This window comes from Hymenobacter amundsenii, assembly GCF_002204745.1.
Taxonomy (GTDB): Bacteria; Bacteroidota; Bacteroidia; order Cytophagales; family Hymenobacteraceae; genus Hymenobacter; species Hymenobacter amundsenii.
This window is the reverse complement of record NZ_NIRR01000010.1, coordinates 83189-106664: the sequence shown is the minus strand read 5'-3', so window position 1 is coordinate 106664 and position 23476 is coordinate 83189. Positions and strand designations below refer to the sequence as shown.

Below are 23476 nucleotides of genomic sequence, written 5' to 3'. Positions count from 1 at the left end.
CTTTTTGGGTTATCGGGGCAAAGCAACACGATGCGCTACCCTGCCAGTTCCGGCCGGGTCAGGTACTCCTCACCGTCGTAGACCGGCGCCATCTGCTTGGATTCTTCCTCAGTAAAAATGCGGGAACGAATCAGAAACCGGACGCCCAACGGAATTTCCAGCGAGAAGCTGGCTCCGCGACCCTTCACTACGTCCACGGTCAGTTGGGTGTGCTGCCAATACTCGAACTGGGAGGCACTCATGAAGAAGTCGCAGCCGTGAATCTGGCCCAGCCATACGTCGTTGGTTCCTACCCGGAATTCGCCCTTCGTGAAGCACATGGGCGAAGATCCGTCGCAGCAACCCCCACTCTGATGGAACATGAGCGGGCCGTTTTCGTCGCGGAGCAGGTCAATGGTGGCTTCGGCGGCGGTCGTAACGAGGACGCGGGGAGTTTTCACGATGGGTAGCTAGGTGAATGGAATAACGGGGAATTGATTTGTCGCCCTGAGCTTGCAAAGCACCCTAAGGCACTTTATCGACGGTGTTACAAGGTCCTTGCAAGCTCAGGATAACAGTTGTCCTTATCAACTTAACGTTTAAAAGAAGCCCAGCTTCTGCTGGCTGTAGCTGATGAGCATATTCTTGGTCTGGCGGTAGTGGCCAAGCATCATTTTATGGTTCTCACGGCCGAAGCCCGAGTTTTTGTAGCCTCCAAACGGCGCACCGGCGGGGTAATCGTGGTAGCAGTTTACCCACACGCGGCCGGCCTGGATGGCGCGAGGCACCTGGTAAAGCTCGTGGGCGTCGCGGGTCCAGACGCCGGCGCCCAAGCCGTAAAGCGTGTCGTTGGCTAGTTCGATGGCCTCGTCCATGTCCTTGAATGTCGTCACGGACACCACCGGGCCGAAGATTTCCTCCTGGAAGATGCGCATTTTGTTGTGGCCCCGGAACACGGTGGGCTTGATGTAGTAGCCCTCGGCCAGCGCCCCGTCTTCCTGGGTAAACGCCTCACCGCCGGTCAGTACCTCGGCCCCCTCGTCCTTACCAATTTCGAGGTAGCTCAGGATTTTCTCGAACTGGTCGTTGCTGGCCTGGGCGCCCATCATGGTCTGCATATCGAGCGGGTTGCCCAGCTTGATGGCCTTCACGCGTTCCACGACGCGGGCCATGAACTCATCGTAGATATCTTCCTGCACCAGAATCCGCGAGGGGCAGGTGCAGATTTCGCCCTGATTGAGCGCAAACATCACGGCACCCTCAATGGCCTTGTCGAGGAAGTCGTCGTCGGCGTCCATCACGCTCTTGAAGAACACGTTCGGCGACTTGCCGCCCAGTTCCATCGTAACGGGAATCAGGTTTTCGGCGGCATACTGCATGATGAGGCGGCCGGTGGTGGTTTCGCCCGTAAACGACACCTTGTTAATGCGCGGCGACGAAGCCAGCGGCTTGCCCGCTTCCAGCCCGAAACCGTTCACCACATTTACCACGCCGGGCGGCAGCACATCCTGGAGCAGCTCCATGAGCACCATAATGCTGGAGGGCGTTTGCTCAGCGGGCTTCATGACTACGCAGCAGCCGGCGGCCAGGGCCGGGGCCAGCTTCCAGGTAGCCATCAGCAACGGGAAGTTCCAGGGAATGATCTGACCCACCACGCCCAGCGGCTCCTCAATAATAAGCGACAAGGTGTTGCTGTTGAGTTCCGTAGCCGAGCCTTCTTCGGCCCGGATGACGCTGGCGAAGTAGCGGAAGTGGTCGACGACCAGCGGCAGGTCGGCGAGCATGGTTTCGCGGATAGGCTTGCCGTTTTCCACGCACTCGACGGCCGCCAGGTGGGGCAAGTTTTCCTCGATGATGTTGGCGACCTTGTTGAGGATGTTGCTGCGCTCGGTAGCCGAGGTTTTGCCCCAGGTTTTGAATGCCTCATGGGCCGCGTCGAGGGCTAGGTTGATGTCCTCTTTGGTGCTGCGGGCTACTTTGGTGAACACCTTGCCGTCGATGGGTGAGATGTTGTCGAAGTACTGGCCTTTCACCGGCGCTACCCACTTGCCCCCGATAAAGTTATCGTAGTGGTCTTTGAACTTGGGCCGGTCGACGAGGGTACTGGGCTTTTCGAGCGTTTCCATGAATAGGTAGGGTTAAGGATTTGATGATGAGTCAAATTACGACGCATTTATGCCTAATTTGGTGTAGTATTCTCTCACAAACCGGGCATATCATCTCAATTTGTGAGTACATACTCACTTAGACAACGGTTCAGGTTAAGCCTTTGTTTGTTCGTGTCCGTTTCCCGGCCGGTTGTTAGCTACCCCACTCCGTTTTTCGCCCCCGACGTATGGCCCACCTGCCTGCTCCCATTGCGCTGCTTGCCCCCCACCAGCTCAGTACGCTGGTGGAAAACCGCACCGTGTACTCGTTGGATGCGTTTGAGCTCAGCGTGTTTGAAACTCACCAGCGGGCTTTGCACGTGCCCCTGAGCCTGGGCCAAGTGGTGCTTACCACCATGTTGCGGGGCAAAAAGGTGATGCACTTGGCTGGCCGCGACGCCTTCGAGTATCTGCCCGGCGAATCGGTGGTGGTGGGCGAGCACGAAACCATGCACATCGACTTCCCGGAGGCCGACGTCGCCACGCCTACCCAGTGCCTGGCCGTGGCCATCCCCACCGATACCATCCGCCAGACGGTGGACCTGCTCAACGAAGACTACCCGCGCGCCGAGGCCCACCAGCCTTGGCAGCTAGATACGCGCACGCCCGCCCACGCCCATTTCCACAACCCGCCCGAGCTGACCGGTACGCTGGAGCGCCTCGTGCAGCTTTCGCGCAGCACCGGCCGCGTTAAGGATGTGCTGGCGGGCTTCACCATCCAGGAGATGCTGGTGCGCCTGATGCAGACCCAGGCCAGGCAGCTGCTGTTCCACAACTACCGCCAGCACGCCACTTCTCACCGGTTCGCGGCCGTGGTGCAGTACGTGAAGCAGCACCTCAGCGAGCCGATTACGGTGGAGAAATTGGCCGGACTGGCCTGCATGAGCAAGGCCACGTTCTTCCGGGTGTTCAAGCGCGAGCTGGGCCTTACGCCGGTCGAGTTCGTGAATCAGGAGCGTCTCGCGGAAGCCAAGCGCCTGTTGCGCCTGCCCGCCGCTACCGTGGCCGACGTGTGTTTCCGGGCCGGCTTCAACAACCCGGCCTACTTCCAAAAGCTCTTCAAGCAGTACGAGGGCATCACGCCGGGCCTCTATAAGCGCCAGCAGATGGCCGGGTAGCACATGATGGGGTTGAGGGGGCGCAACCTTTCCGGCGGTTCGCTGGTTTGACTGCCCGTACCTATGTCGCTGTGCCTCCCGCGCAGCGGCTTTTTAGTTGATGAGCCAATCTGTTGCCGTAGCGGCACCGCCCGAAACGCCTGCTGCCACCCCGCCACTGGCCTCTTCCCAAGTCTGGCTGATGGCCGTGACCTGCGGCTTGGTGGTAGCCAACCTGTATTATAACCAGCCCCTGCTGGCCGAAATCGGCCGCACGTTCGGCCTTTCCGAAAGCCGGGTGAGTCTGGTGGCTACTATCACGCAAATAGGGTACACGCTGGGCCTGCTGCTGGTGGTCCCGCTCGGCGACAAGCGGGAGCGGAAAAGCCTGACGCTGATCCTTCTACTGTGCGCCGCCGTCTGCATGGCCGGGGCCGCTTACGCGCCCACGTTCGCGCTGCTGGTCGGGGCCAGCCTGCTCATTGGCCTGTTCTCGGCGGTGCCCCAGCTCCTGATTCCGATGGCTGCCTCTTTGGCCAGTGATGAACAGCGAGGCCAAGTGGTGGGCAAAGTAATGAGCGGCCTGCTGATTGGTATTCTGCTCTCGCGCACCATAAGCGGCTACGTGGGCCTGCACTTCGGCTGGCGGGCCATGTACTGGGTGGGTGCTGGTATAATGGTACTCCTCACGGGCGTGCTGGCCCGGATGCTGCCGCGCAACCAGTCGCACTACGCGGGCAGCTACGCCAGCCTGCTCCGCTCCCTGGGCACCCTGGCCCGGGAACTGCCGGTGCTGCGCCGCTCGGCCATTGTGGGGGCCTGCCTGTTCGGAGGCTTCAGCGCCTTCTGGACTACCCTGATTTTTTTCCTGGAAAGCGACGCCTACCACTACCACAGCGACGTGGCCGGCCTGTTCGGGCTGGTGGGTGCCACCGGGGCTTTTGCCGCCTCCTTTGCCGGCAAATCCGCCGACCGCAAGGGGCCGGACTACGCCCTCACGCTGGGCATTCTGCTGTTTCTGGGCGGCTACCTGCTGCTGGGCTTCGGCGGCTACCACTTGGTGGGCCTGATTGCGGGCGTGGTTATCCTGGACGTGGGCCAGCAGATGGCCCACATCTCCAACCAGACCCGCGTGTTCAGCCTCCGCCCCGAAGCCCGCAGCCGCCTCAACACCGTGTACATGACGGCCTGCTTCATCGGGGCCTCCGTCGGTTCCTTCCTCGGCGGCCTCGCCTGGGATCATTTTCAGTGGCCCGGCGTCTGTGCCGTGGGCCTGGGGCTAGTGGCACTGGCCTACGGCGCGAACCGGTTTTATGGGAGGGAAGCCGGCGAGTAAAAAAACGCCTAACCCGAGTCGTGGATTGGCCGCGTAGCGGCTTTCGGTTTGTAGGTGGTAAGCCTGCCGAACGGTCGCGCCGCGTAGCGGTGCCCGAAATGGCAGCTGAATCGGACACCGCTACGCGGCGCGACGCGACTACCTCATCATTATTTTTCTACAAACCGAAAGCCGCTACGCAACCTGAACCCTATTAGTATTGAAGTTTGCTCAACTATGGCTCTGTTAATCCTTATATATGTAGTAGACGTTTTCACCCCCAAATGACCGTCTCAGAGCCTGAGCAGTAACGGTACTATGATTCTCTGCGGCACAGGTGACATAACAGATAATGGACCCCGCTTTTATATTCCCAATTGTCACATTAACGATGAGCATGTACGGTTCATCATCGTTTAGTCGCACCAACATATAGTCGTAAAAATCCTTTTCGAGCGACACACCCATCATACCAACATTAGTACAGCGAAAAGCCGATCCAGACCAGAAAAGGTGACCATCCGGAATCTGATGTAATGGGGTCAATTTCATGATTTACTCCCCCAACCGTCCCATGCACTCCACCAAACTCGTGCGCCAGTGCGGAATGGCCAGGCCCAGCGCGGTTTTGGCTTTGGTCTTGTCCATCACGGAGAAGGCGGGGCGGGTGGCTTTGGTGGGGTACTCGGCGGTGCGGATGGGCACGGTGCGGGTGGTCAGGCCGCCCAGCTCGAAAATGGCCACTGCGAAATCGTACCACGACGTGACACCCTCGTTGCTATAGTGGTAGAGGCCGTAGGCGGTGCTGCCCGATTCGATGATGTGCAGCAGCGCGCCGGCCAAATCGATGGCGTAGGTGGGCGTGCCCAGCTGGTCCCAGATCACGCGCATTTCTTCGCGCTCCTTGCCGAAGCGCAGCATCGTTTTCACGAAGTTGCCAGCGTACTCGGAGTAGAGCCAACTGGTGCGCAGGATGAAATACCGCTCGGTGTGAGCCGGAATCACTTGCTCGCCTTCCAGCTTGGTGAGGCCGTACACGCTGATGGGCGCGGTTTCGTCGGTTTCGAGCAGGGGCTCGTTGCCGGTGCCAGCAAACACGAAGTCGGTGGAAATGTGCAACATCGTGGTGCCGAACTCGCCGCAGAGGCGGGCCAGGTTTTCGGCCCCGTCGCGGTTTACTTTCCGGGCAATTTCTACCTCGTCCTCGGCCTTATCAACGGCCGTGTAGGCGGCGCAGTTGATGATGTAGGCCGGACGGTGCTGCTCGAACGTGGTCCGCAGGATATCCGGGTTCAAGATGTTGGCCTGCTCCTCGGGCAGAAACACGATATCGGTGAAGCTGCGCTGTTGGGCAACGTGTTGCAGGCACTGGCCCAATTGGCCGGAGCCGCCGAAAACGAGGGTTTTGTTCATGGGTAAGCAGTGATGACGGGGGAGGCCGCAAATTACGCCTTTCCCGCTTCCCTCCTACCCTTGCGCCACACTTCCCGCGCCTAAAGCGGGGCCGCCGGGTTGCACGGGGCGCTTGTTGTTGATGGGCTGGAAGGGCTGCTCCCGGGGCTGCTTCTCGCTCAGGTACTTCCAGTAGCGCAGCGGCATGTGGCGGCGGTGGAGCTTCATATTTTTGCGCTCCGGAATGTTCACGTGGTCGAAATACGACTGCCAGAGCAGCTGAAACAGCGGTTCCCGCTCATCCAGCACCGTGGCCGACACGGCCGCGCGGCGCTGGGGCGCGGTGTCGGCGTCGAACTGCACGATGTCGGTGCGGTGCAGGTCGTAGTAGAGGCCGTAGTGTCGGCGGCGGTCGAAAATCAGCCAGCGCTGGTCGGCGTAGCGCTTGGTGAAGTGGGCCGCGATGAGGGGCAGCACGTCGAAATCGGGCTCGATGGTGGCGTGGAACAGGCCGTCGCTCGTCTTCTCGAAGCGCACGAAGGCTTCCATGCGGTGCTTTTCGCGGTACATCTGCTGGGCCAGGCGCTGGATGCGGCGCACGTTGTCGTCGGCGTAGTTCTCGGCAATGTCACGGCCAGCGCGCATGGCCGTATCGGCGTAGCGGAAAATGAGCAGCTCCCGGTCAGGCACCTCGCTCAGAAAGGCGTGAAACAGCCGCGTGCGGGCCTCCTTATCCATGTAGCGCAGCAACCCATCCCAGACGCGGGCGGCGGCCGTTTCGTCGGTGTCTACCTGCACCGGCTGGGCAAACAGCCCGGCCTGCACCGCGCCCAGGGGCTGGATGCTGTTGGGGGCTGCCTTGCGGTCATACACCTGAAAAATCACGGTCAGCAGCCCCTCGAAAGAACCGTCGTAGGCGTAATCCAGCGGCGGGTTACGCAGCTCGGGCGCGGTCCGGCGCCGGGTAGCAGCGGCGGACAGCGCTTCGGCGGCGGAACGGCGGCGAACGGGGAAACGGGACATGGGCAGAAACAAACGGCTACGGGTCCCAGGGTCGAAACCCTGGGCTAGTCAGTGGGAAGAAAAGAAGCGGCAACCCGCAACCACAGGGAAGCTACGCAACCCAAGCCTTCGGCCCTGGCAACTCTGCCCAGCGTTACGCCGCTTTCGGCTGGCGGAATTTACCGTGGTTGCGGGCAGCCTCCTGGTGCATACGCTGCACCACCGGCAGTAGGTCGGCGAGCTTGCAGCAGCAGGCCACTCGGGCCACTTTCAGCGGTTGGGCCGCCTCCGTGGCGGTGGGTACTTCGGCGGCGTTTCGGTAGGCGACGGTCATGGTAGTTGGCAGTTTGTTTTTGGTAGGTGGTTAGTGGTTTTCGGTGGAATGTGGAGCTTGTGCCGAAGCCAAAAACCACCAACCAAAAACCTCAACTGGGTTGGGCGAAAAGGTCGAGTTGCTGGGTAACGAGGGCGGAGCGGACGGAACCGGCCCCGAACAGAATCTGGCGGCGGATGGTCTGTTCGTCGTAGTCGCGGGTAGAAAGGGCCTGGCCCCGGCAGGTGAGGAAGAACTTGGCCCGCTTGAGCACCACGCCGAACTTGTGCAGGTGGTCGAGGTGAAGCGGCCCGAACCGGCGGGCGGCCACGATGCGCTTAGCCGAGCGCGAGCCCACGCCCGGAATCCGCAAAATCAGCTCGTAGTCGGCCGTATTCACATCGACTGGGAATACGTAGCGGTTGCGCAGGGCCCAAGCCAGCTTGGGGTCCACTTCGAGGTCGAGGAAAGGATGCTCGGGGTCCAGGATTTCATCGGCCTGAAAGCCGTAGAAGCGCATGAGCCAGTCGGACTGGTACAACCGATGCTCCCGGATCAGGGGCGGCTGCGTGACCTGGGGCAGGCGGGCGTCGTCGGTAATCGGGATGTAGCCCGAGTAATACACCCGCTTCAGGCCGTAGCCCTTATACAAGGAGTCGCTCAGGTTAATGATCTGCAAATCGTTTTCGGCCGAGGCTCCCACGATGAGCTGGGTACTCTGGCCAGCGGTGGCAAACTGGGGCACTTTCTTGAAGAGCGCCTTTTCCTCCTTGTTCTGGCGGATACCGTCCCGGATCTGGCCCATCGGGGTTAGGATTTCCTCGTAGTTCTTCTCGGGGGCCAGGTTCTGGAGGGCCATTTCCGAGGGCAGCTCAATATTCACGCTCAGGCGGTCGGCATACAAGCCGGCCTCCTGAATAAGCTCCTCCGACGCGCCCGGAATGGCCTTCACGTGGATGTAACCGTTGAAGCGGTGCTCGGTGCGCAGCTTCTTAATAATACGCACCAGGCGCTCCATGGTGTAATCGGGCGAGGAGAAGATGCCGCTGCTCAGAAACAGGCCCTCGATATAGTTGCGGCGGTAGAAGTTCATGGTCAGATCCACCACTTCGTCCACCGTGAAAGCGGCGCGCTTCACGTTGTTGCTCTTGCGCGAAACGCAGTAGGCGCAGTCGAAAATACAGTGGTTGGTGAGCAGAATCTTGAGCAAACTCACGCAACGGCCGTCCTCGGTGTAGCTGTGGCAGATGCCCATGCCCTCGGCGTTGCCCAGGCCCTTGTCGACGTTTTTGCGCTTGCCGCCGCTGCTGGAGCACGAAACGTCGTACTTAGCGGCGTCTGCCAATATACTTAGCTTTTCCTGAATGCGCTGTTCGTTCATGAGGCAGTTTGCTGGCTTAAAAATAGAACCTTGTGCGCAAATACGCAATCTTTAAAAGACTAATTTCATTGGAATCGTTCCGCCGCGAGCCAGTAAAAAAGGTGTTGGGCTTAGGCTTATTCGCCGCCGCCCACTAGGATGGCCGCACCGCCAAAAACCGGCGGCTGGAACGGCGGAAAGCCCCGCCCGCGTTGTACCTTGCTTACTCGGCGTGCGCAAATGAGAAACTACCTGTGGTGGCTTGGCGGATTACTGTTCTGGCTGGGGGCCGGCCTCGGGCCCGCCGCCGCCCAAACGGCCACGCCCGGGCTAGCCGCCGATACCACCCGCCCGCAGCCGCCCGCCCGCCCCGACTCGCTGCGCCGCCGCTTCGATGAGGAGCGGATGCTCAATGGCCTGAAGGCGTACACCCGCCGCAAAACCATTATGGGCAAGGCGGCGGCGGCGCTGTTCACGTTCCGGGAGCGGCGCGAAGACCAAGCCGGCCTCGATGCCGCGCTACTCGACCGGCAGTTCGAGCAGCACAACTATAAAATCGTGCGCCGCGTCGATATCCGCACTCTCGACGCGTTCGGCTACAGCATCACCGACTCGTTACGGGCGCCGCGCAACATTCTGGAGAAAACCGGCAACACGTTTCACATGAAAACCAGCCGCTCACGGGTGCGGCAGGTGCTGCTGCTGCGCGAGGGCCGCGAGCTCGAACCCCAGGCCCTGGCCGAATCGGAACGCCTGCTGCGCCAGACGTCTGAGATTCTGGACGCCCGGGTATTCGTGGACGAGCGCACCAGCACGGCCGACAGCGTCGATGTTATCGTGATTACCAAGGACCTGTTCAGCCTCAACGGCTCGTACCAGCTACGCGACGTGGGCGCGGGCATCGTGGGCCTGCGCGACGTAAATTTCCTGGGCTTGGGCCACCAGTTCCGCAACAAGTTCGCGTACGGCCGCCGCGACGACGGCCCCCAGGCCCAGCCCTGGGCCTACGAAGGAAGCTACCAGGTGCCGTTCCGCGAGTTTATTTACGGCCGGGCCCGCTACCTCAACGAAACCCGCCACCGCGAGGGCAACATCGGGTTCTCGCGCGACTTTTACTCCATCAATACCCGCTACGCCGGGGCAGTTAATTACAGTTTCTACGACCGGCTTTTTCCTATTGGAGGCGACGGCTCGGCCGAGAGGCCCTACAATTACCAGGCGTTGCGCTTCAACGTGCAGGATGTGTGGCTGGGTCGCGCGTTTCAGCCCAAGAGCTACGATCTGGGTTACGAAAGCCCCGGCCGCATTATCGGGGCCGCTCGGGTTATCCGCACCAACTACCAGGAAAAGCCCTTTGACTACTACCAGAGCGCCAACCTGATGCTGGGCACGGTGGGCTACAGCGTGCGGCGCTATTATAAGGATAAGTACCTGTTCGGCTTCGGCCGCACCGAGGACATCCCGACCGGCTCGCTAGTGAGCTTTACGACGGGCTACGAGTTCAACCCGGCCGGTAACCGCCGCTACTACGGGCTGCGGGTATCGTCGGCCACCTACCGGCCCCAGCGGGGCTACTTGTACCTGAGCGGGGAGTTTGGCGGCTTCGTGCGCGGACGCGGCAACGACTGGCAGCAGGGCCTGTTGAGTGGGGAAGTGTTGTATTTCACCCGCCTCTACCACACCGGCAACCTGCAGTGGCGGCACTTTCTGTGGCAGCGCACCAGCCTGGGCCTCCACCGCCGCCCCGACGAATACCTGACCATCGAGGGCGAGCGGGGCCTGCGCGGGTTCCGGCCCGCGAACTTCCTCTCGGGAACCAGCCGCGTCACGCTCAACTACGAAACCACCATGTACACGCCGCTGTCGTTTCTGGGCTTCCGGATGGCGGTAGTGGGCTTTGCCGATGTGGCTTGGCTCAACGCCCGCAAGCCCGACCGGCTGCTGCCGTTCTTCGAGAAGCCCTACTCCGGCTTCGGCATGGGCCTGCGTTTCCGCAACGAGTACACGGCCATCCGCACCATCCAGATTACGCTCGGCTTCTATCCCCGGGGCCTCGACGCGCCCAATGGCGTCCGCCTGTTCGAGAACTCGCGCCCCTACTACGGCTTTTCCGATTTTAGCTTCGGCCAGCCCGGCATTACGCGGTATCAGTAGCGTGGCTGACGAATTCTATTTAGCTGACTGCTGCTGCTGCCTGGGACCAGCCTATCACCAATGAGGCACTCTATCAGGAACCATGGCAACTGAGCACCATTGAGTGCGGAAGCTGGCCAAGCGCAACGTACCAACTCCAATAACAACTCACCTAACCGCTTGATTAGCTTATCAGGTGGGTGCTGGGGCATTATTGATAGTGGCGCCTGAGTAGCTGTTTCGTCTGCCGGGTGAATACGACAACGGCGGTGGCCAGGCGCTTTTTTACAATATGAACTGGGTTCGGTGCAAACCTGGCCAGCAGTGCGTAGCTTTACTAAAGACGGGAGGTGTGTTTTTCAAATAACTGCCTATCAGGCTGCGTTTCATAAAAGCGCAAGGAAGCTTTGCTCCCTGCTTTCCAAGCCGCTTGCCCGCCTGTTTAGCTCGCCCGTCTGCCTATTCGCCTACTTGCCCGCTCCCATATGCCCGTAGAGCTCCTTCTTACCTTAGCTACTGCCCCGATTTCCACCCGCCCTATTCGCCGCCGCCGTCGGCCGGCCGGCCCTAGCGGCGCGGGGCTGCTGCGCCTTGGGTGGCTGCTGCCCCTGATGCTGCTGCTGATGGGGTTGCTGGGCGGCACAACCACCACGGCTCGCGCCCAAACCGCGCCCCCGACGTGCAGCGAGGATGAGAAGTTTGCTAACACCTGGTATTTCGGCTCCAAGGCGGGGCTCGACTTCAACCAAGCCACCGACTCCATTAAGCCTGTTGTGCTAACCGATGGCGCGATGACGGCGCCCGCCGGCGCTGGCGTAATGTCGGATGGCAGCGGCAAGATTCTGTTCTACAGCAACGGCGACACCATCTGGAACGGCAACGGCACCATCATGACCAACGGTACGGGCATGGGCGGCAACCGCCTGACCACCGACGGCCCCCTGCCCATCCGGTTGCCCGGCAGCCCGCCCCCCACGATGCCGGGAGGCGAAACGCGCTACCTGATTTTCACGCAAGACGCCAAGGGCGGCCCCAAGGGCCTGAGCTACTCGGAAATTATTATTCCCGCCGGAGGCGGGGCGGGTACGGTGGTAGCGGCCACTAAAAACACGCCGCTCACTCAGGGCACCACCGAAAAAATGACGGGGGTGTTTCACAAAAACGGCTGCGACATCTGGATTATCGTGCACGGCTGGGGCAATGCTACAACCGGCACCGCCAACCGGGGCGACGCTTTCCTGGCATACCGCGTACGGCTGGTAGCCGGGGGCGTAGGGCCGGTGCTCATCGATCCGCCGGTAATTTCTGCTGTGGGCTCTTTACACGCCCCGAGCGTGTCGCCGGAAGGCTACCGGGGGCAGATGAAAGTGACGCCCGACGGCCAGCAGCTGGCGTTGTCGCGCTACAGTGCGGTGGCCGGCGACAGCAGCAGTAGTGTGGAGCTGTTTAGTTTCGACACCTCCACGGGCATGGTCGGCAGCCCCCGAATCATTGACAGCAAGGAAGGTGGCTATTATGGCGTCGAGTTTTCGCCGGGCCGCAGCCGCCTTTATGCCACCGTGCTGGGCGCGGCGCCCCGATTGCCCCAGCTGTTGCAGTTTGATATCAGCGGCCCCGGAACCGGTATGGCTGCCAAAGCGGTTATTCCGCTCAAGCAGACCACGCCCGTCAACCTGGGCTCCATGCAGGCAGCCCCCGATGGCAAGATTTACGTGGCCCGCGAGGGCAGCCGGCGCTGGGCTTTATCCCCTACCCCGATTCGCTGGGGGCCGCCATTGCCTACGCCGACGACAGCCTGACGCTGGGCGGGCGCCGCAGCGGCCTCGGGCTCGTCAACTTCAACCAAAGCTCTTTGCTGCGCTTTGGCTTCGGGGGCCGGCCTACGGCGTGCCTCGAATACACGTTCACGGCCCCGCCCGTTGATTTCGACAAGAAGCAATACGCCTGGGATTTCGGCGACGGCACGACCTCCACTCAGCCTGACTCGGTAAAGCATACCTACCCCCGCCCGGGCGATTACGTGGTGACGCTGCGCATCACGACTGACTGTTTTTGCCGGGAAACGAAGAGTATGGTGCGCATTTTCGGACCGCCTACCCCAGGCACTATTGCGGCCGACCAGACCATCTGTGCCGGCGATTCGGCGGCCGTGCTCACCAGCGCAACGCCCGCGGGCGAAGGCACCGGGCAGTTCAACTACCAGTGGCAGTCATCAATTGATAACACTACCTGGGCCGACATCAGCGGGGCTACGGCTGAAACCTATGCGCCGGGCGTGCTGAGTGTCACGACCTACTTCCGGCGGCTGGTTACCTCGGGCTTCTGCGCGCCGCGCACGCCCTCGGCCTCAGTTAAGATTACGGTGACCCCGAAAGTTGTGGCCGGCACCATTGCCGCCGATCAGGCGCTGTGCGCCGGTGCCACCCCGGCTCCGCTCACTAGCACAACGGCCCCCACGGGCGGCACCGGCACCTTTACGTATCAGTGGGAATCGTCCGTTGACAACACGACTTTTACCGCCATCGGCGGCGCGACCAGTGCCGGCTACGCACCCGGCCCACTGACGGTCACTACTTATTACCGCCTCCGCACAACTTCCGGATCCTGCGCGCCGGTGCTCTCCAACGTGGTAACTATTACCGTGACGCCGGCGGTTGTGGCTGGCACCATTGCCGCCGACCAGGCCCTGTGCGCCGGCACTACACCAGCCCCACTAACGAGCGTAACCCCGGCTACGGGCGGCACCGGTACGGTTGCTTATCAGTGGGAAACATCTCTTGACAACGCGACCTTTACTGCTATTGCCGGGGCTACCGGGCCCACGTTCGCGCCCGGAGCCCTCGCCGTTACCACCTACTTCCGCCGCCAGGCAATTTCGGGAGCTTGCGCAAACGTACCTTCCAACGTGGTAACCATCACGGTAACGCCGGCCCTGACGGCCGGCACCATCGCGGCCGACCAGGCCGTGTGCGCCGGTAGCCCCGTGGCCCCGCTCACGAACAGCGCGGCCCCGATGGGCGGCACTAGCACCTTCGCTTACCAGTGGGAATCCTCGGTTGACAACGTAACCTTTACCGCTATTGCCGGGGCTACCACGGCCGAATATGCCCCCGGTCCACTCACGGTTACCACCTACTTCCGCCGGCAGGTAAGCTCCGGCACCTGCGCCAACGTGCCTTCCAACGTGGTGACCATCACGGTAACGCCCGCCCTGACGGCCGGCACCATCGCGGCCAACCAGACGCTGTGCGCCGGTACCGCACCCGCGTTGCTGACCAGCACTGTAGCGGCCGCGGGCGGCAATGGCACCATTACCTACCAGTGGGAATCCTCCTCTGACAACACCACCTTTACCGCCATCGGTGGGGCTACCGGGCCGACGTACCTGCCCGGCCCATTGACGGCTACGACCTACTTCCGCCGCCGCGCAACGTCGGGGCCGTGCGGGCCGGTGGTTTCCAATGTGGTAACCATTACGGTGACGCCGGCCCTGGTGGCTGGCACCATCGGCACCGACCAGGCCCTGTGCGCGGGCGCTACCCCTGCCCTGCTGACCAGCACAGCCGGCGCCAGTGGCGGTACAGGCACATTTACCTACCAGTGGGAATCGTCGGTTGACAACACCAACTTTACGGCCGTTGCCGGGGCTACCGAGGCCACTTTCGCGCCCGGTCCGCTCACGGTTACCACCTACTTCCGCCGCCAGGTAAGCTCGGGCCCCTGCTCCAACCTGCCCTCCAACGTCGTCACCATCACGGTGCTGCCGACGCTGACGGCCGGGACCATTGCGGCGGATCAGGATATTTGTGCGGGCACAGCGCCCAACCCGCTAACCAGCACCGGCCCGGCTGGTGGCGGCACCGGTACGTTTGCTTATCAGTGGGAATCTTCCCTGGATAACGTATCCTTTGCGGCCATTGGCGGCGCTACGGGCGAAACCTTCGCCCCCGGGGCCCTTACGGCTACCACTTACTTCCGCCGCCGGGTGAGCTCGGGCACCGGCACCTGCTCCACCAGCATTTCCAACGTCGTGACGGTGCGCGTTTCGCCCGTCGTGACGCCTACCGTGACCCTGACGACCCCGCCCACGCTGTGCCCCGGTACGCCGCTGACCTTCGCGGCCGCCACCACCAACGCGGGCCCCGCCCCGACTTTTCGGTGGTTCGTCAACAACATTCCCGTGGCCAGTGGGCCGACCTTTACCAGCAGCACGCTGGTTACCGGCGACCAGGTCCGGGTGGAAGTAACCGCCACAGCAGGCCTGTGCAGCACCGGCCCCGCTACGGCAACGGTGACGGTAACGCGCACCCCCACGCCCACGCCCACCCTGGCTATTGCCGCCCAAACGGGCCCACCGGTATGCCCGGGCGAACCACTAACCTTTAGCGCGACCAGCGTGACGAATGCCGGACCGAACCCGATGTACCAGTGGCTGGTCGATGGTACGGCCGTGGCCGGTGCGACGGGGCCGGTTTTCACCAGCAGCACCCTGCGCGACGGCCAGATCGTGACGCTGCGCCTGAGCACGGTCAACAGTTGCGGCCAGACCGTGACGGCCGTTTCCAATGCCGTGGCGGTACGCGTTCAGCCCCCGGTAAAAATCAGTGCCGGCCCTGACAAGCAGATTTTCCTGGGCTCATCGGTAGTGCTGGAAGGCACTGCTGATGGCACCTACCCCGTGACGTGGACCCCAGCGACGGGGCTCACGTTCCCGGGCAACGACCCGCTGCGGCCCGTGGCTGCACCTACCGTCACGACTACCTACCGGCTTTCGGCTGGGGCAGGCGGTTGCGCTGCCTTCGATGAGGTGACGGTAACCGTGCTGCCGCCCATCCGGATTCCCAACGCCTTCACGCCCAACGGCGACGGCCGCGACGACACCTGGCAAATCGAGAACATCGAGCAATTCCCCAACACCACCGTCACGGTGTTCAACCGCTGGGGCAACAAGATTTTCTCGGCCGAAAACTACAGCCGGGCCAACGAGTGGCGCGGCGACATCAACGGCCAGCCCGCACCGGTGGGCACCTACTACTACGTGGTCGTCACGAAGGGTCCCTTGGGCAAATCCTACAGTGGCTCGATTACGGTCCTTTATTGATGCGTGGTCAGCTACTGGTGGTCAGTTCTGAATCAAGAACTGACCACCAGTAGCTGACCGATCCAGCCCAGCCCTATTTCCTCAGACGCTAACGCATTTGCTGTTATGAAAAGAGCTTTCCTACTCCTGCTGCCGCTCCTGCTGCTGGCGGCCGCGCCGGTCCTGGCCCAACAGGAGGCGCAGTACAGCCAGTACATGAACAACAACTACCTGCTCAACCCCGGCGCGACGGGCGTGGAGGACTACATCGACGTCAAGTTCAGTTACCGTACCCAGTGGGTGGGGCTGGAGGGCGCCCCCCGCACCTACTACGCCAGCGTCAACTCCTCGCTGGGCAAGTGGCTCACCACCAACAAGCGCACCATTCACGACCTGCGCCGGCCGTTTCACGCGGTGGGCGGCCTCGTGTACCGCGACGTGACGGGCCCCTTGAGCCGGACTACCGCCTACGTTTCCTACGCCTACAACGTGGTACTGACGCCCAAAATCCGGGCCTCGCTGGGCGTGTCGGCCGGCGTGCAGCAGTTTGCCGTCGATGGCAGCCAATTGCAGTTCTTCGACCCCACCACCGTAGCGGCCAGCGACGCCTCGCGGGTGCTCGACGGCGCGGTGGGCCTGTGGGTGTACGGCCCCAGCTTCTACGCCGGGGTGTCGAGCACCCAGCTGCTGGCCAACAAGCTCGACTTCTCTTATAGCGACAACCAATTGGGCGCGGGCGCGGGCAACTCGCTTAGCCGCCACTACTACCTCACGGGCGGGGTGCGGCTGCCGCTCACCGACGACTGGTCGCTGGTGCCGTCGGTGCTGGTGAAGGCCGTGAGCCCGGCCCCGGTTTCGGTCGATGTCAATGCCAAGCTCAAGTACCAGGATTTGCTGTGGGCGGGCGTGTCGTGGCGGGCCTTCGACTCGGCCGTGGCCATGGTCGGCTTCAGCTACGAGCAGTTTCAGGTGGGCTACTCCTACGATACCGGTCTTTCGCGGCTGGCCGACCACCACGCCGGCAGCCACGAAATACTCATAGGGTTGCGCATCAAAAAGAAAGCCCAGGTAGTGTGCACCAACCGCTTCTGGTAGCACGAGGCTGCGCAGTACCAGTTCCCCTCAAGCAGGCGGGGCCCGGATGCTTGGCGTCTGGGTCCCGCTTTTTTTGGGAGCAGGTATATGGGGCAGCCGCGTCGTGGCCCGGCTCGTGCGGGTTAGGCAACGGCGCGGCTGCCCCGTTGCCGGTTGCGCAACCCTGCCCGCTGCTCCTTGCACCTCCCGCCGGGCCTCCATCCTCAGGTCCTCGACGCACCCAACGGCATCTGGCCTGTTCGATCACTATACCCCTACCACGGCTTCTCTGACTTCAGCTTTGGCCCACCGTCGGCATCAATATGGCGGAACATAGAATATCTCAAATAATTGCAAATCAAAGTATTGTAAATTATTTCATGGGGGGGGGGGGTACGCTATTTTTGTATTCTACGGTGATACTCAGTAGTATCGCAGCGGCTTAGCCCAACCCGCTCAGGCACCGCCCTATCTTATCGCCGCCCGCACCTATCCTGTTACCCCGCGCTGGGTGGCGCCCCCTCCCACACCTCGTCCTGTTGCTCCGCTCCCCAGGCTCCGGTTGGGCTGGTGGCCTTGCGCCGACTTTCGCTACCCGTTCCACCGCCACGGTGGGCTGTTCTGTCCCCTTCCCCTTTCTTCCTGTTCCGCTATGAAAGCCCCCCCTACCCTGCTGCCGCTGTGGCTGCTGGCTGCCACCGCCCTGCCCCTGGCCGCCACGGCCCAAAACACCCCGCCCGACTCGGCCGCCACTTACAAGCACCAGCTGGGCCTGACGGCCAGCCCCGTGCTCGACGGCTTTTTCAAGAATAACCGCGCCCTGCCCGTGGGCTTGCTGTACAAGCGCCAGACCAAGCCGAACCAGGCGTTGCGGCTGGGGCTGGTGCTCGACCTGCGAAACGAGCGGCGCAATAAGAGCAGTGATTTAGCCGCCAACCCCACCTTCTACGAAAACAGCTTTGGCCTGCAAGCTTATATCGGCCGGGAATGGCAGCGAAGTATTGCCCGCCGCTGGGTGGCTTATGCAGGCCTGGATGTGGGGGCCGGATATGACCGGTTTCGTCGCCGCGACGAAGCAATTACTGCGATTAATGTAGATGGAGGTTCTGCTTTATTCCTACGTAAATCAGACTATGCCATTACTACTTATTCTACTTTTCTACGTCCGCTAATAGCAGTACGTTATCAGGTGAAACCCTACTTGTATCTCAGTGCTGAATCAGTAATATCCGTTCGGTATTCGCATAGGTCATTTCAGGATAAAAACTCAATTAATCGCGTTGATAGCAATTCCACTGATGGCGCTAATACGAATACCCAAAACAATGCTATTAGCATATTTTTAAATCCAGTGAGTCAAGTCGCGTTGCACTACTGCTTCGGATCTACTGAACGCTGAAATATTTTTTTCGCAATTTATTTTCACTCTTTCCCCTTCTTTCTGCTGCTATGAAATCCTTTGCCTGCCTGCTCTTGGCCACCGCCCTGCCCCTGGCCGCCGCCGCTCAAACCGTCCCGCCCGACTCGGCGGCCATTTATAAGCATCAGTTGGGCCTGACGGCCAGCCCCGTACTCGACGGCTTCTTCAGAAACAACCGCGCCCTGCCCGTGGGCCTGCTCTATAAGCGCCAGACCAAGCCCAACCAAGCGTTGCGGGCACGCTTGGTTGGGCAATATAGCCGTCGCGACAGCACCGACTTTCTGGGTACCCTGCCCGGGTCCGTCACCTACGAATGGTCGGCGATGCTGTTTGGGGGCTACGAGTGGCAGCAGTCGCTGGGCCGGCACACCAGCTGGTACTATGGCGCGGAGCTGGGCAGCGGCTGGGGCCAGGCAAAATCACGCGATGTGCGGGAGGTACCGAATCAGTTTGGGCCGGGCAAGTATGCCTATGAGAGCCGCTACGTGATCAACCGCTGGCAGGTGCAAGCCCGCCCATTCGTTGGCCTCATGCTGCACGCATCCGCCCGGGTTCGGGTGTTTGCCGAGGCGGCCCTGGTGGCGCGCTACGAGCGCCGCCGCTACAATCTGACCAACACGGTATTGCGGCAGAACACCGACGGCACACTGGTCAACGGCTATGCCTTTTACACGGGTAATACTTTTCAGATGCAGTTACGCCCCGTTCAGCTGGTGGGCGTTTCTTACCTATTTTAACTCATTTCTTCACCTTTCTTTCAATTACTCTTATGAAAACACTTTCCACTTTGAGCAGCCGATTAATTCTATTGCTGCTACTGCTTATAAGCAATTTGGTTGATGCTCAATCGATCAGTATAATCGGTGAAACCGGCGATAGTCGTCCCGTTTGCCCTGGTAAAGAGTATGTTTACTCGGCAAACCTTGCAAATTCGGGGGGATGCGGGTATAGCTGGAATGTAGTAGGAGGCACTATTAAAGGAAACACTAACTCTCCCATTATTACCGTTGTCTGGGCTGATGTTCCTACCACTTCTAATAATCGAACATCAATTGGGGTTACAACTTCCGGGTGCAGCAACCCTTCGTCTATTCAATCCTCACCTGTCACTCCTGTCTTTGTTCTCTCATTGAGTCAGGCTCAACCTGGCCCAATTGCCGTAAGCGGAGATATTACGTTTGGTAATAATGGCAGCGGCTCCGTTACGCTTACTGTCCCACTGGTCGCGCTGCCTTCTCCACCTAATACCGCTACTATTTACGCTTCCGCTTATCTATGGACCATTCCTGCGGGCTGGCGATTTCCTAATGGGGCACTATCCGATGGCGGAACGCCACAACTAATCAAAGGGTCATCCGCTAACAGTATCCGGGTTACGCCTTCGGCAGATGGGGGTGGCGCCGTTATAGTTCAGGCAGCCAGTACTCTATGCGACCCCAATACAGTATCCAGCCGGAGCTTAGCCGTCAGCACTACTATTACCCGTACTCTGCCTACCCTCACGATCATCAGCAACAAGACACCGCAAGGGGGTAACATCAACTTGTTTTGCGGCCAACCCTTAGAGAATGAGCAAGTAAGAGCCGCAACCAGCAATTTGCCAGCTGGTGGAACATTCAGCAACTATACTTTCTCTGTTAGTGGGGTGGTTCGCTCCTCTTGTTGTCTGAATACAGCGACTCCAGGACTTTATCTGAGTGGCACCGGCACCGGTACTATCGGATTGACCACCACCTATACCCGCAACGGCGCGAGCACCACTATCACAGCCAATCCGATTACCGTTACTGTTGCTTCCCAAACTGCTACGCCGGAATTCACCGAGTACGGCGATATGTGCCTGGGCACGAGCCGTACGTTTGCCGTTGCGCCGGTCCCGGGTGCTACCTCCTACACCTGGACGCTGCCGGCCAACTTCGTCGGCCCCACCACCGTCACGACCACCGAGCCGCGGCTGCTGGCAACGGCCCCCACCACGGGCGGCTGCAACTTCTGCTTCGTGCAGGTGGCCGCCAATGCCAACGGCTGCCCGGCCGGGGTAGCCAGCGCGCCGCTCAACTACGGCGGCATGAGCGTCCGCATCAGTACGCCCTACGGCTTGCCCAGCGAAGTATGCCGCGATACGGAGGTTACCTACGAAGCCAACGTATCGGACCGGCCCAACCTGCCTAATCTGCCCCAACTCGTGTACACCTGGACCGTGGACGGCGTAATAGTTGCCCAGGGGCCCACCGAGGCACGTATTTCGGTGCTCTCGCCCCCACCCGGCCAACAGACCTCCATCCGGGTAGACGTGGAGGATGGCGGCTGTAGCCGGTCCACTTTCGACGCCGTGGGCCTGCAATCGGTGTCGCGCCTGAGCAGCGGCGAGTACTGCGCCGAGTTCAGCATGTACCGGCAGAGCACGTCGCTGGCCTACCCCAACCCGGCCGATGCCACGGTTACGCTGGAGCAGGCCCCGGGCGCGACCATCACCATCTTCAACAGCCAGGGCCAGCCCATGTACGAGGGCAAGGCCAACAAGGAGGCCGTGCGCATCGACACCCGCGCCTGGCCCGCCGGCCTGTATTTCGTGCAGCGCCGCCAGGGCAACACCATCGAGCGGCAGCAACTCCAAATAAAGCACTAGCTCCTACGCGGCACCCTATTATCAAAAACGGGTTCCGGCTGCCAGGCAGTCGGAACCCGTTTTTTTGGCCGGCCGCACCGGGCGCGGGCCCCTAACCACTCCACTCCAACTGGCCTCGAAAATGGCCCGGCAACCCCCGCCCCCGTTTGCGTAACTTTGCCCGGCTCCCCGGCACGGCCCACTCACCGGCCATTCATAACTCATAATTCATACTTCATAATTCTCAGCATGAACCTCGGTGACTTTAACGACCTGGAAGTGGTGCGGGAGGTGGATTTCGGCCTCTACCTGACTTCCGACGACGGCGACCTGCTGCTGCCGCGCAAGTACGTGGAGCCGGGCACCCAAATCGGCGACATCGTGCACGTGTTCGTGTACCGCGACTCCGAAGACCGCCTCATCGCCACCAACCTGGAGCCTCACGCCCGGGTGGGCCAGTTCGCGACCATGAGCGTGCGCGACGTGACGACGACCGGCGCGTTTCTGGACTGGGGCCTCGAAAAGGACCTGCTGCTCCCTTATAACAACCAGCGCCGCGACCTGCGCCCCGGCGAACGGGTAACGGTGTTCGTCTACCTCGACGAAACGTCGGACCGTATCGTGGCCTCGGCCAAGTGGGAGTGGTTTCTGAGCCCCGACCCGTTTCCGGGCAAAGTGGGCGACACGGCCAACTTGTTCGTGGCCGAAGAAACCGACCTGGGCTTCAAGATGCTGGTCGATGGCACCCACCAGGGCCTCATCTACCACAACGACGTGTTCAAGCCCCTGCGCCTCGGCGACGTGCACACCGGCTACGTGCGCGCCATCCGCCCCGATGGCAAGCTCGACCTGACCCTGCAGCGCCCCGGCTACGATGAGGCGCTAGCCCAGACCGATCCGCTCCTCGAAGCCCTGCGCCAGGCCCCCGACGGCCGCCTGCCCCTCGGCGACAAAAGCCTGGCCGACGACGTGTACCGCCGCCTGGGCATGAGCAAGAAAGTGTTCAAAAAAGCCCTCGGGGCCCTCTACAAGCAGGGGTTAGTCGACCTAGCCCCCGAACACACCCAGTTGCGGAAGTAGCGCTAGACTTTAGCTGGTTTGCCCGGGGTAGGGGCGGGGCTTGCCCCCGCCCGCCGTTCGCACCATCTCAACGATTCCGGCCCACGACAACCGTTAAACGGCGGGCGGGGACAAGCCCCGCCCCTACCCCGGGCACGCCTACTGCAACCAATCACCATCACCTAACCCAGATGCGCAAAACCGCTCTTATTGCCGGGGCCAGCGGCCTGATTGGCCACCAGCTACTGCCGCTGCTGTTGGCCTCCGAGCGGTACAGCCGCGTAATTGCCCTGGTTCGCACGCCCCTGCCGCTGGTGCACGAGAAGCTGGAGCAGCGAGTCGTGGCGTTTGACCGCCTTGCCGATTATCAGACCCAGTTGGTGGCCGACGACGTATTTTGCTGCCTCGGCACCACCATGCGGCAGGCGGGCTCCCGCGAGGCGTTTTACCAGGTCGATTTCACCTACGTAACGGAGCTGGCCCGACTGGCCGCCGCGAACTTCGGTGGCCAGCTGCTGGTCGTATCCTCGCTTGGGGCCCACCTTCACGCCCGCAGCTACTATGCCCGGGTGAAGGGCGAGATGGAGGCGGCCGTGCAGCAAACCTCGTTCCGGGCCATCCACATTTTCCGGCCCTCGCTGCTGCTCGGCCACCGAGCCGACCCCCGATTCGGCGAACGGGTAGCCGGCGCTTTGCTGGGCCTGCTGCACCCGGTGCTGCGCGGCCCACTCCGCCCCTACCGCGCCATCGGGGCCGATACGGTGGCCCGGGCTATGCTCCGCGCCGCTGAAGAGGACGGCGGTGGCACCCGCATTCACCTTTCCGATGCTATTGCAGCTAAAGGTGTGGCGGCAGGTTGATTAACAACGCCACTATGGTACTTTTGCGGGAAGTCTCTTTTTATTCAATTCTCCTTCCCATGAAATTCTGGTTGGTTTGTGCGGCGCTCCTGGCGCTACTTACAGTAAGTACGGGGGCGCAGGCCCAGAAAAAAAGCAGTGGCGGCGGAGCCGGCTACAACACCGGCATCGGCCTGCGGGGCGGCGGCTGGTCGACGGGCCTCACGGTAAAGCACTTTCTGAGCGGCAAGAATAATGTGGCCTTCGAGGGCCTGCTTACCCGCGAATACGATGCCCGCGGGGGCCGGCTGACGCTGCTACTGGAAAAACACCTGCCCCTGGCCGATATTAGGGGCCTGCAGTTTTATTACGGCGCGGGTGCCCACCTGGGCGTTTACCAGGGCCGTTACTACTTCGATGATGTGCGCTTTCGCCGCGGCAAAGACAAGTACTACTACCGCCAGTATGCCTACGACGAAAGCAACCACGTAGTGGGCGGGGCCGACTTCATCCTGGGCCTCGAGTACAAATTCCCCGACCTGCCCTTCGTAGCGGCCGTCGACTACAAACCATTTTTTGAAGTATTCCGTGGTTACACGGGTTTTTACAACGATGCGGCCCTGAGCCTGCGCTTCGTTTTCTAACCCAGCCCGCCCGC

At 61.4% G+C, this 23476-nt stretch carries 18 protein-coding genes; 12 read left to right on the top strand and 6 right to left on the bottom strand.

Annotated elements, in window-relative coordinates; genetic code table 11:
- Positions 1 to 35: 35 nt before the first annotated feature.
- Together CDA63_RS08530 and CDA63_RS08525 are read right to left on the bottom strand one after the other, a co-directional pair.
- Positions 36 to 440, bottom strand: coding sequence for a DUF779 domain-containing protein (locus CDA63_RS08530; protein WP_394335387.1), 405 nt, complete (start codon positions 438 to 440; stop codon positions 36 to 38).
- A gap of 138 nt (positions 441 to 578) precedes the next feature.
- Positions 579 to 2105, bottom strand: a complete 1527-nt coding sequence (locus CDA63_RS08525) for an aldehyde dehydrogenase family protein (protein WP_088464026.1) — start codon at positions 2103 to 2105, stop codon at positions 579 to 581.
- 209 nt (positions 2106 to 2314) lie between these two features.
- Between CDA63_RS08525 and CDA63_RS08520 the strand changes: the two genes are divergently transcribed.
- Positions 2315 to 3244: an AraC family transcriptional regulator gene (locus CDA63_RS08520; RefSeq protein ID WP_088464025.1), complete on the top strand. Its 930-nt coding sequence runs from the start codon at positions 2315 to 2317 to the stop codon at positions 3242 to 3244.
- Between the two features lie 100 nt (positions 3245 to 3344).
- On the top strand, positions 3345 to 4559 hold the full coding sequence (locus tag CDA63_RS08515) for an MFS transporter (RefSeq protein WP_242434611.1): 1215 nt from the start codon (positions 3345 to 3347) through the stop codon (positions 4557 to 4559).
- Between the two features lie 534 nt (positions 4560 to 5093).
- Here the strand turns inward: CDA63_RS08515 and rfbD are convergent.
- The 4 genes from rfbD to CDA63_RS08490 form a co-directional block, all read right to left on the bottom strand.
- Positions 5094 to 5951 (bottom strand): dTDP-4-dehydrorhamnose reductase, encoded by an 858-nt coding sequence (gene rfbD / locus CDA63_RS08505; RefSeq protein WP_088464023.1) that lies wholly within the window; start codon positions 5949 to 5951, stop codon positions 5094 to 5096.
- Between the two features lie 54 nt (positions 5952 to 6005).
- On the bottom strand, positions 6006 to 6953 hold the full coding sequence (locus CDA63_RS08500; RefSeq protein ID WP_088464022.1) for a TIGR03915 family putative DNA repair protein: 948 nt from the start codon (positions 6951 to 6953) through the stop codon (positions 6006 to 6008).
- Positions 6954 to 7086: 133 nt separating this feature from the next.
- A complete protein-coding gene (locus CDA63_RS08495) occupies positions 7087 to 7266 on the bottom strand; it encodes a hypothetical protein (RefSeq protein ID WP_088464021.1) in 180 nt (59 codons plus the stop codon).
- Between the two features lie 91 nt (positions 7267 to 7357).
- Positions 7358 to 8626 (bottom strand): putative DNA modification/repair radical SAM protein, encoded by a 1269-nt coding sequence (locus CDA63_RS08490; RefSeq protein ID WP_088464020.1) that lies wholly within the window; start codon positions 8624 to 8626, stop codon positions 7358 to 7360.
- Positions 8627 to 8845: 219 nt separating this feature from the next.
- On the opposite strand from CDA63_RS08490, the gene CDA63_RS08485 reads away from it, so the two are divergent.
- The 10 genes from CDA63_RS08485 (at position 8846) to CDA63_RS08440 (ending at position 23462) form a co-directional block, all read left to right on the top strand.
- Complete coding sequence (locus tag CDA63_RS08485; protein ID WP_088464019.1) at positions 8846 to 10759, top strand: BamA/TamA family outer membrane protein; 1914 nt, start codon at positions 8846 to 8848, stop codon at positions 10757 to 10759.
- A gap of 464 nt (positions 10760 to 11223) precedes the next feature.
- Positions 11224 to 12537, top strand: a complete 1314-nt coding sequence (locus CDA63_RS08480) for a hypothetical protein (RefSeq protein WP_088464018.1) — start codon at positions 11224 to 11226, stop codon at positions 12535 to 12537.
- Positions 12538 to 12590: 53 nt separating this feature from the next.
- Entirely contained in the window at positions 12591 to 15839 is a 3249-nt protein-coding gene (locus CDA63_RS08475) for a T9SS type B sorting domain-containing protein (RefSeq protein WP_088464017.1), read from the top strand.
- 105 nt (positions 15840 to 15944) lie between these two features.
- Positions 15945 to 16913, top strand: coding sequence for a PorP/SprF family type IX secretion system membrane protein (locus CDA63_RS08470; protein ID WP_088464016.1), 969 nt, complete (start codon positions 15945 to 15947; stop codon positions 16911 to 16913).
- A 631-nt stretch (positions 16914 to 17544) separates the two neighbouring features.
- The gene (locus tag CDA63_RS08465) at positions 17545 to 18291 is read left to right on the top strand and encodes a hypothetical protein (RefSeq protein WP_088464015.1); all 747 of its coding nucleotides are present in this window, start codon (positions 17545 to 17547) and stop codon (positions 18289 to 18291) included.
- A 50-nt stretch (positions 18292 to 18341) separates the two neighbouring features.
- Positions 18342 to 19049, top strand: a complete 708-nt coding sequence (locus tag CDA63_RS08460) for a hypothetical protein (protein ID WP_088464014.1) — start codon at positions 18342 to 18344, stop codon at positions 19047 to 19049.
- 986 nt (positions 19050 to 20035) lie between these two features.
- On the top strand, positions 20036 to 20941 hold the full coding sequence (locus CDA63_RS20810; protein WP_165768244.1) for a T9SS type A sorting domain-containing protein: 906 nt from the start codon (positions 20036 to 20038) through the stop codon (positions 20939 to 20941).
- 228 nt (positions 20942 to 21169) lie between these two features.
- A complete protein-coding gene (locus CDA63_RS08450; protein ID WP_088464012.1) occupies positions 21170 to 22000 on the top strand; it encodes a CvfB family protein in 831 nt (276 codons plus the stop codon).
- A 170-nt stretch (positions 22001 to 22170) separates the two neighbouring features.
- Positions 22171 to 22839 (top strand): NAD-dependent epimerase/dehydratase family protein, encoded by a 669-nt coding sequence (locus CDA63_RS08445; RefSeq protein WP_088464011.1) that lies wholly within the window; start codon positions 22171 to 22173, stop codon positions 22837 to 22839.
- A gap of 59 nt (positions 22840 to 22898) precedes the next feature.
- A complete protein-coding gene (locus tag CDA63_RS08440; RefSeq protein ID WP_088464010.1) occupies positions 22899 to 23462 on the top strand; it encodes a hypothetical protein in 564 nt (187 codons plus the stop codon).
- Positions 23463 to 23476 lie beyond the last annotated feature (14 nt).

Coding starts and splice junctions, on each gene's coding strand:
- CDA63_RS08450 (WP_088464012.1), top strand. CDS start 21,170: ATGAACCTCGGTGACTTTAACGACCTGGAAGTGGTGCGGGAGGTGGAT.
- CDA63_RS08520 (WP_088464025.1), top strand. CDS start 2,315: ATGGCCCACCTGCCTGCTCCCATTGCGCTGCTTGCCCCCCACCAGCTC.
- CDA63_RS08460 (WP_088464014.1), top strand. CDS start 18,342: ATGAAATCCTTTGCCTGCCTGCTCTTGGCCACCGCCCTGCCCCTGGCC.
- CDA63_RS08525 (WP_088464026.1), bottom strand. CDS start 2,105: ATGGAAACGCTCGAAAAGCCCAGTACCCTCGTCGACCGGCCCAAGTTC.
- CDA63_RS08470 (WP_088464016.1), top strand. CDS start 15,945: ATGAAAAGAGCTTTCCTACTCCTGCTGCCGCTCCTGCTGCTGGCGGCC.
- CDA63_RS08515 (WP_242434611.1), top strand. CDS start 3,345: ATGAGCCAATCTGTTGCCGTAGCGGCACCGCCCGAAACGCCTGCTGCC.
- CDA63_RS08440 (WP_088464010.1), top strand. CDS start 22,899: ATGAAATTCTGGTTGGTTTGTGCGGCGCTCCTGGCGCTACTTACAGTA.
- CDA63_RS08480 (WP_088464018.1), top strand. CDS start 11,224: ATGCCCGTAGAGCTCCTTCTTACCTTAGCTACTGCCCCGATTTCCACC.
- CDA63_RS08465 (WP_088464015.1), top strand. CDS start 17,545: ATGAAAGCCCCCCCTACCCTGCTGCCGCTGTGGCTGCTGGCTGCCACC.
- CDA63_RS08445 (WP_088464011.1), top strand. CDS start 22,171: ATGCGCAAAACCGCTCTTATTGCCGGGGCCAGCGGCCTGATTGGCCAC.
- CDA63_RS08495 (WP_088464021.1), bottom strand. CDS start 7,266: ATGACCGTCGCCTACCGAAACGCCGCCGAAGTACCCACCGCCACGGAG.
- CDA63_RS08490 (WP_088464020.1), bottom strand. CDS start 8,626: ATGAACGAACAGCGCATTCAGGAAAAGCTAAGTATATTGGCAGACGCC.
- CDA63_RS08485 (WP_088464019.1), top strand. CDS start 8,846: ATGAGAAACTACCTGTGGTGGCTTGGCGGATTACTGTTCTGGCTGGGG.
- CDA63_RS08500 (WP_088464022.1), bottom strand. CDS start 6,953: ATGTCCCGTTTCCCCGTTCGCCGCCGTTCCGCCGCCGAAGCGCTGTCC.
- rfbD (WP_088464023.1), bottom strand. CDS start 5,951: ATGAACAAAACCCTCGTTTTCGGCGGCTCCGGCCAATTGGGCCAGTGC.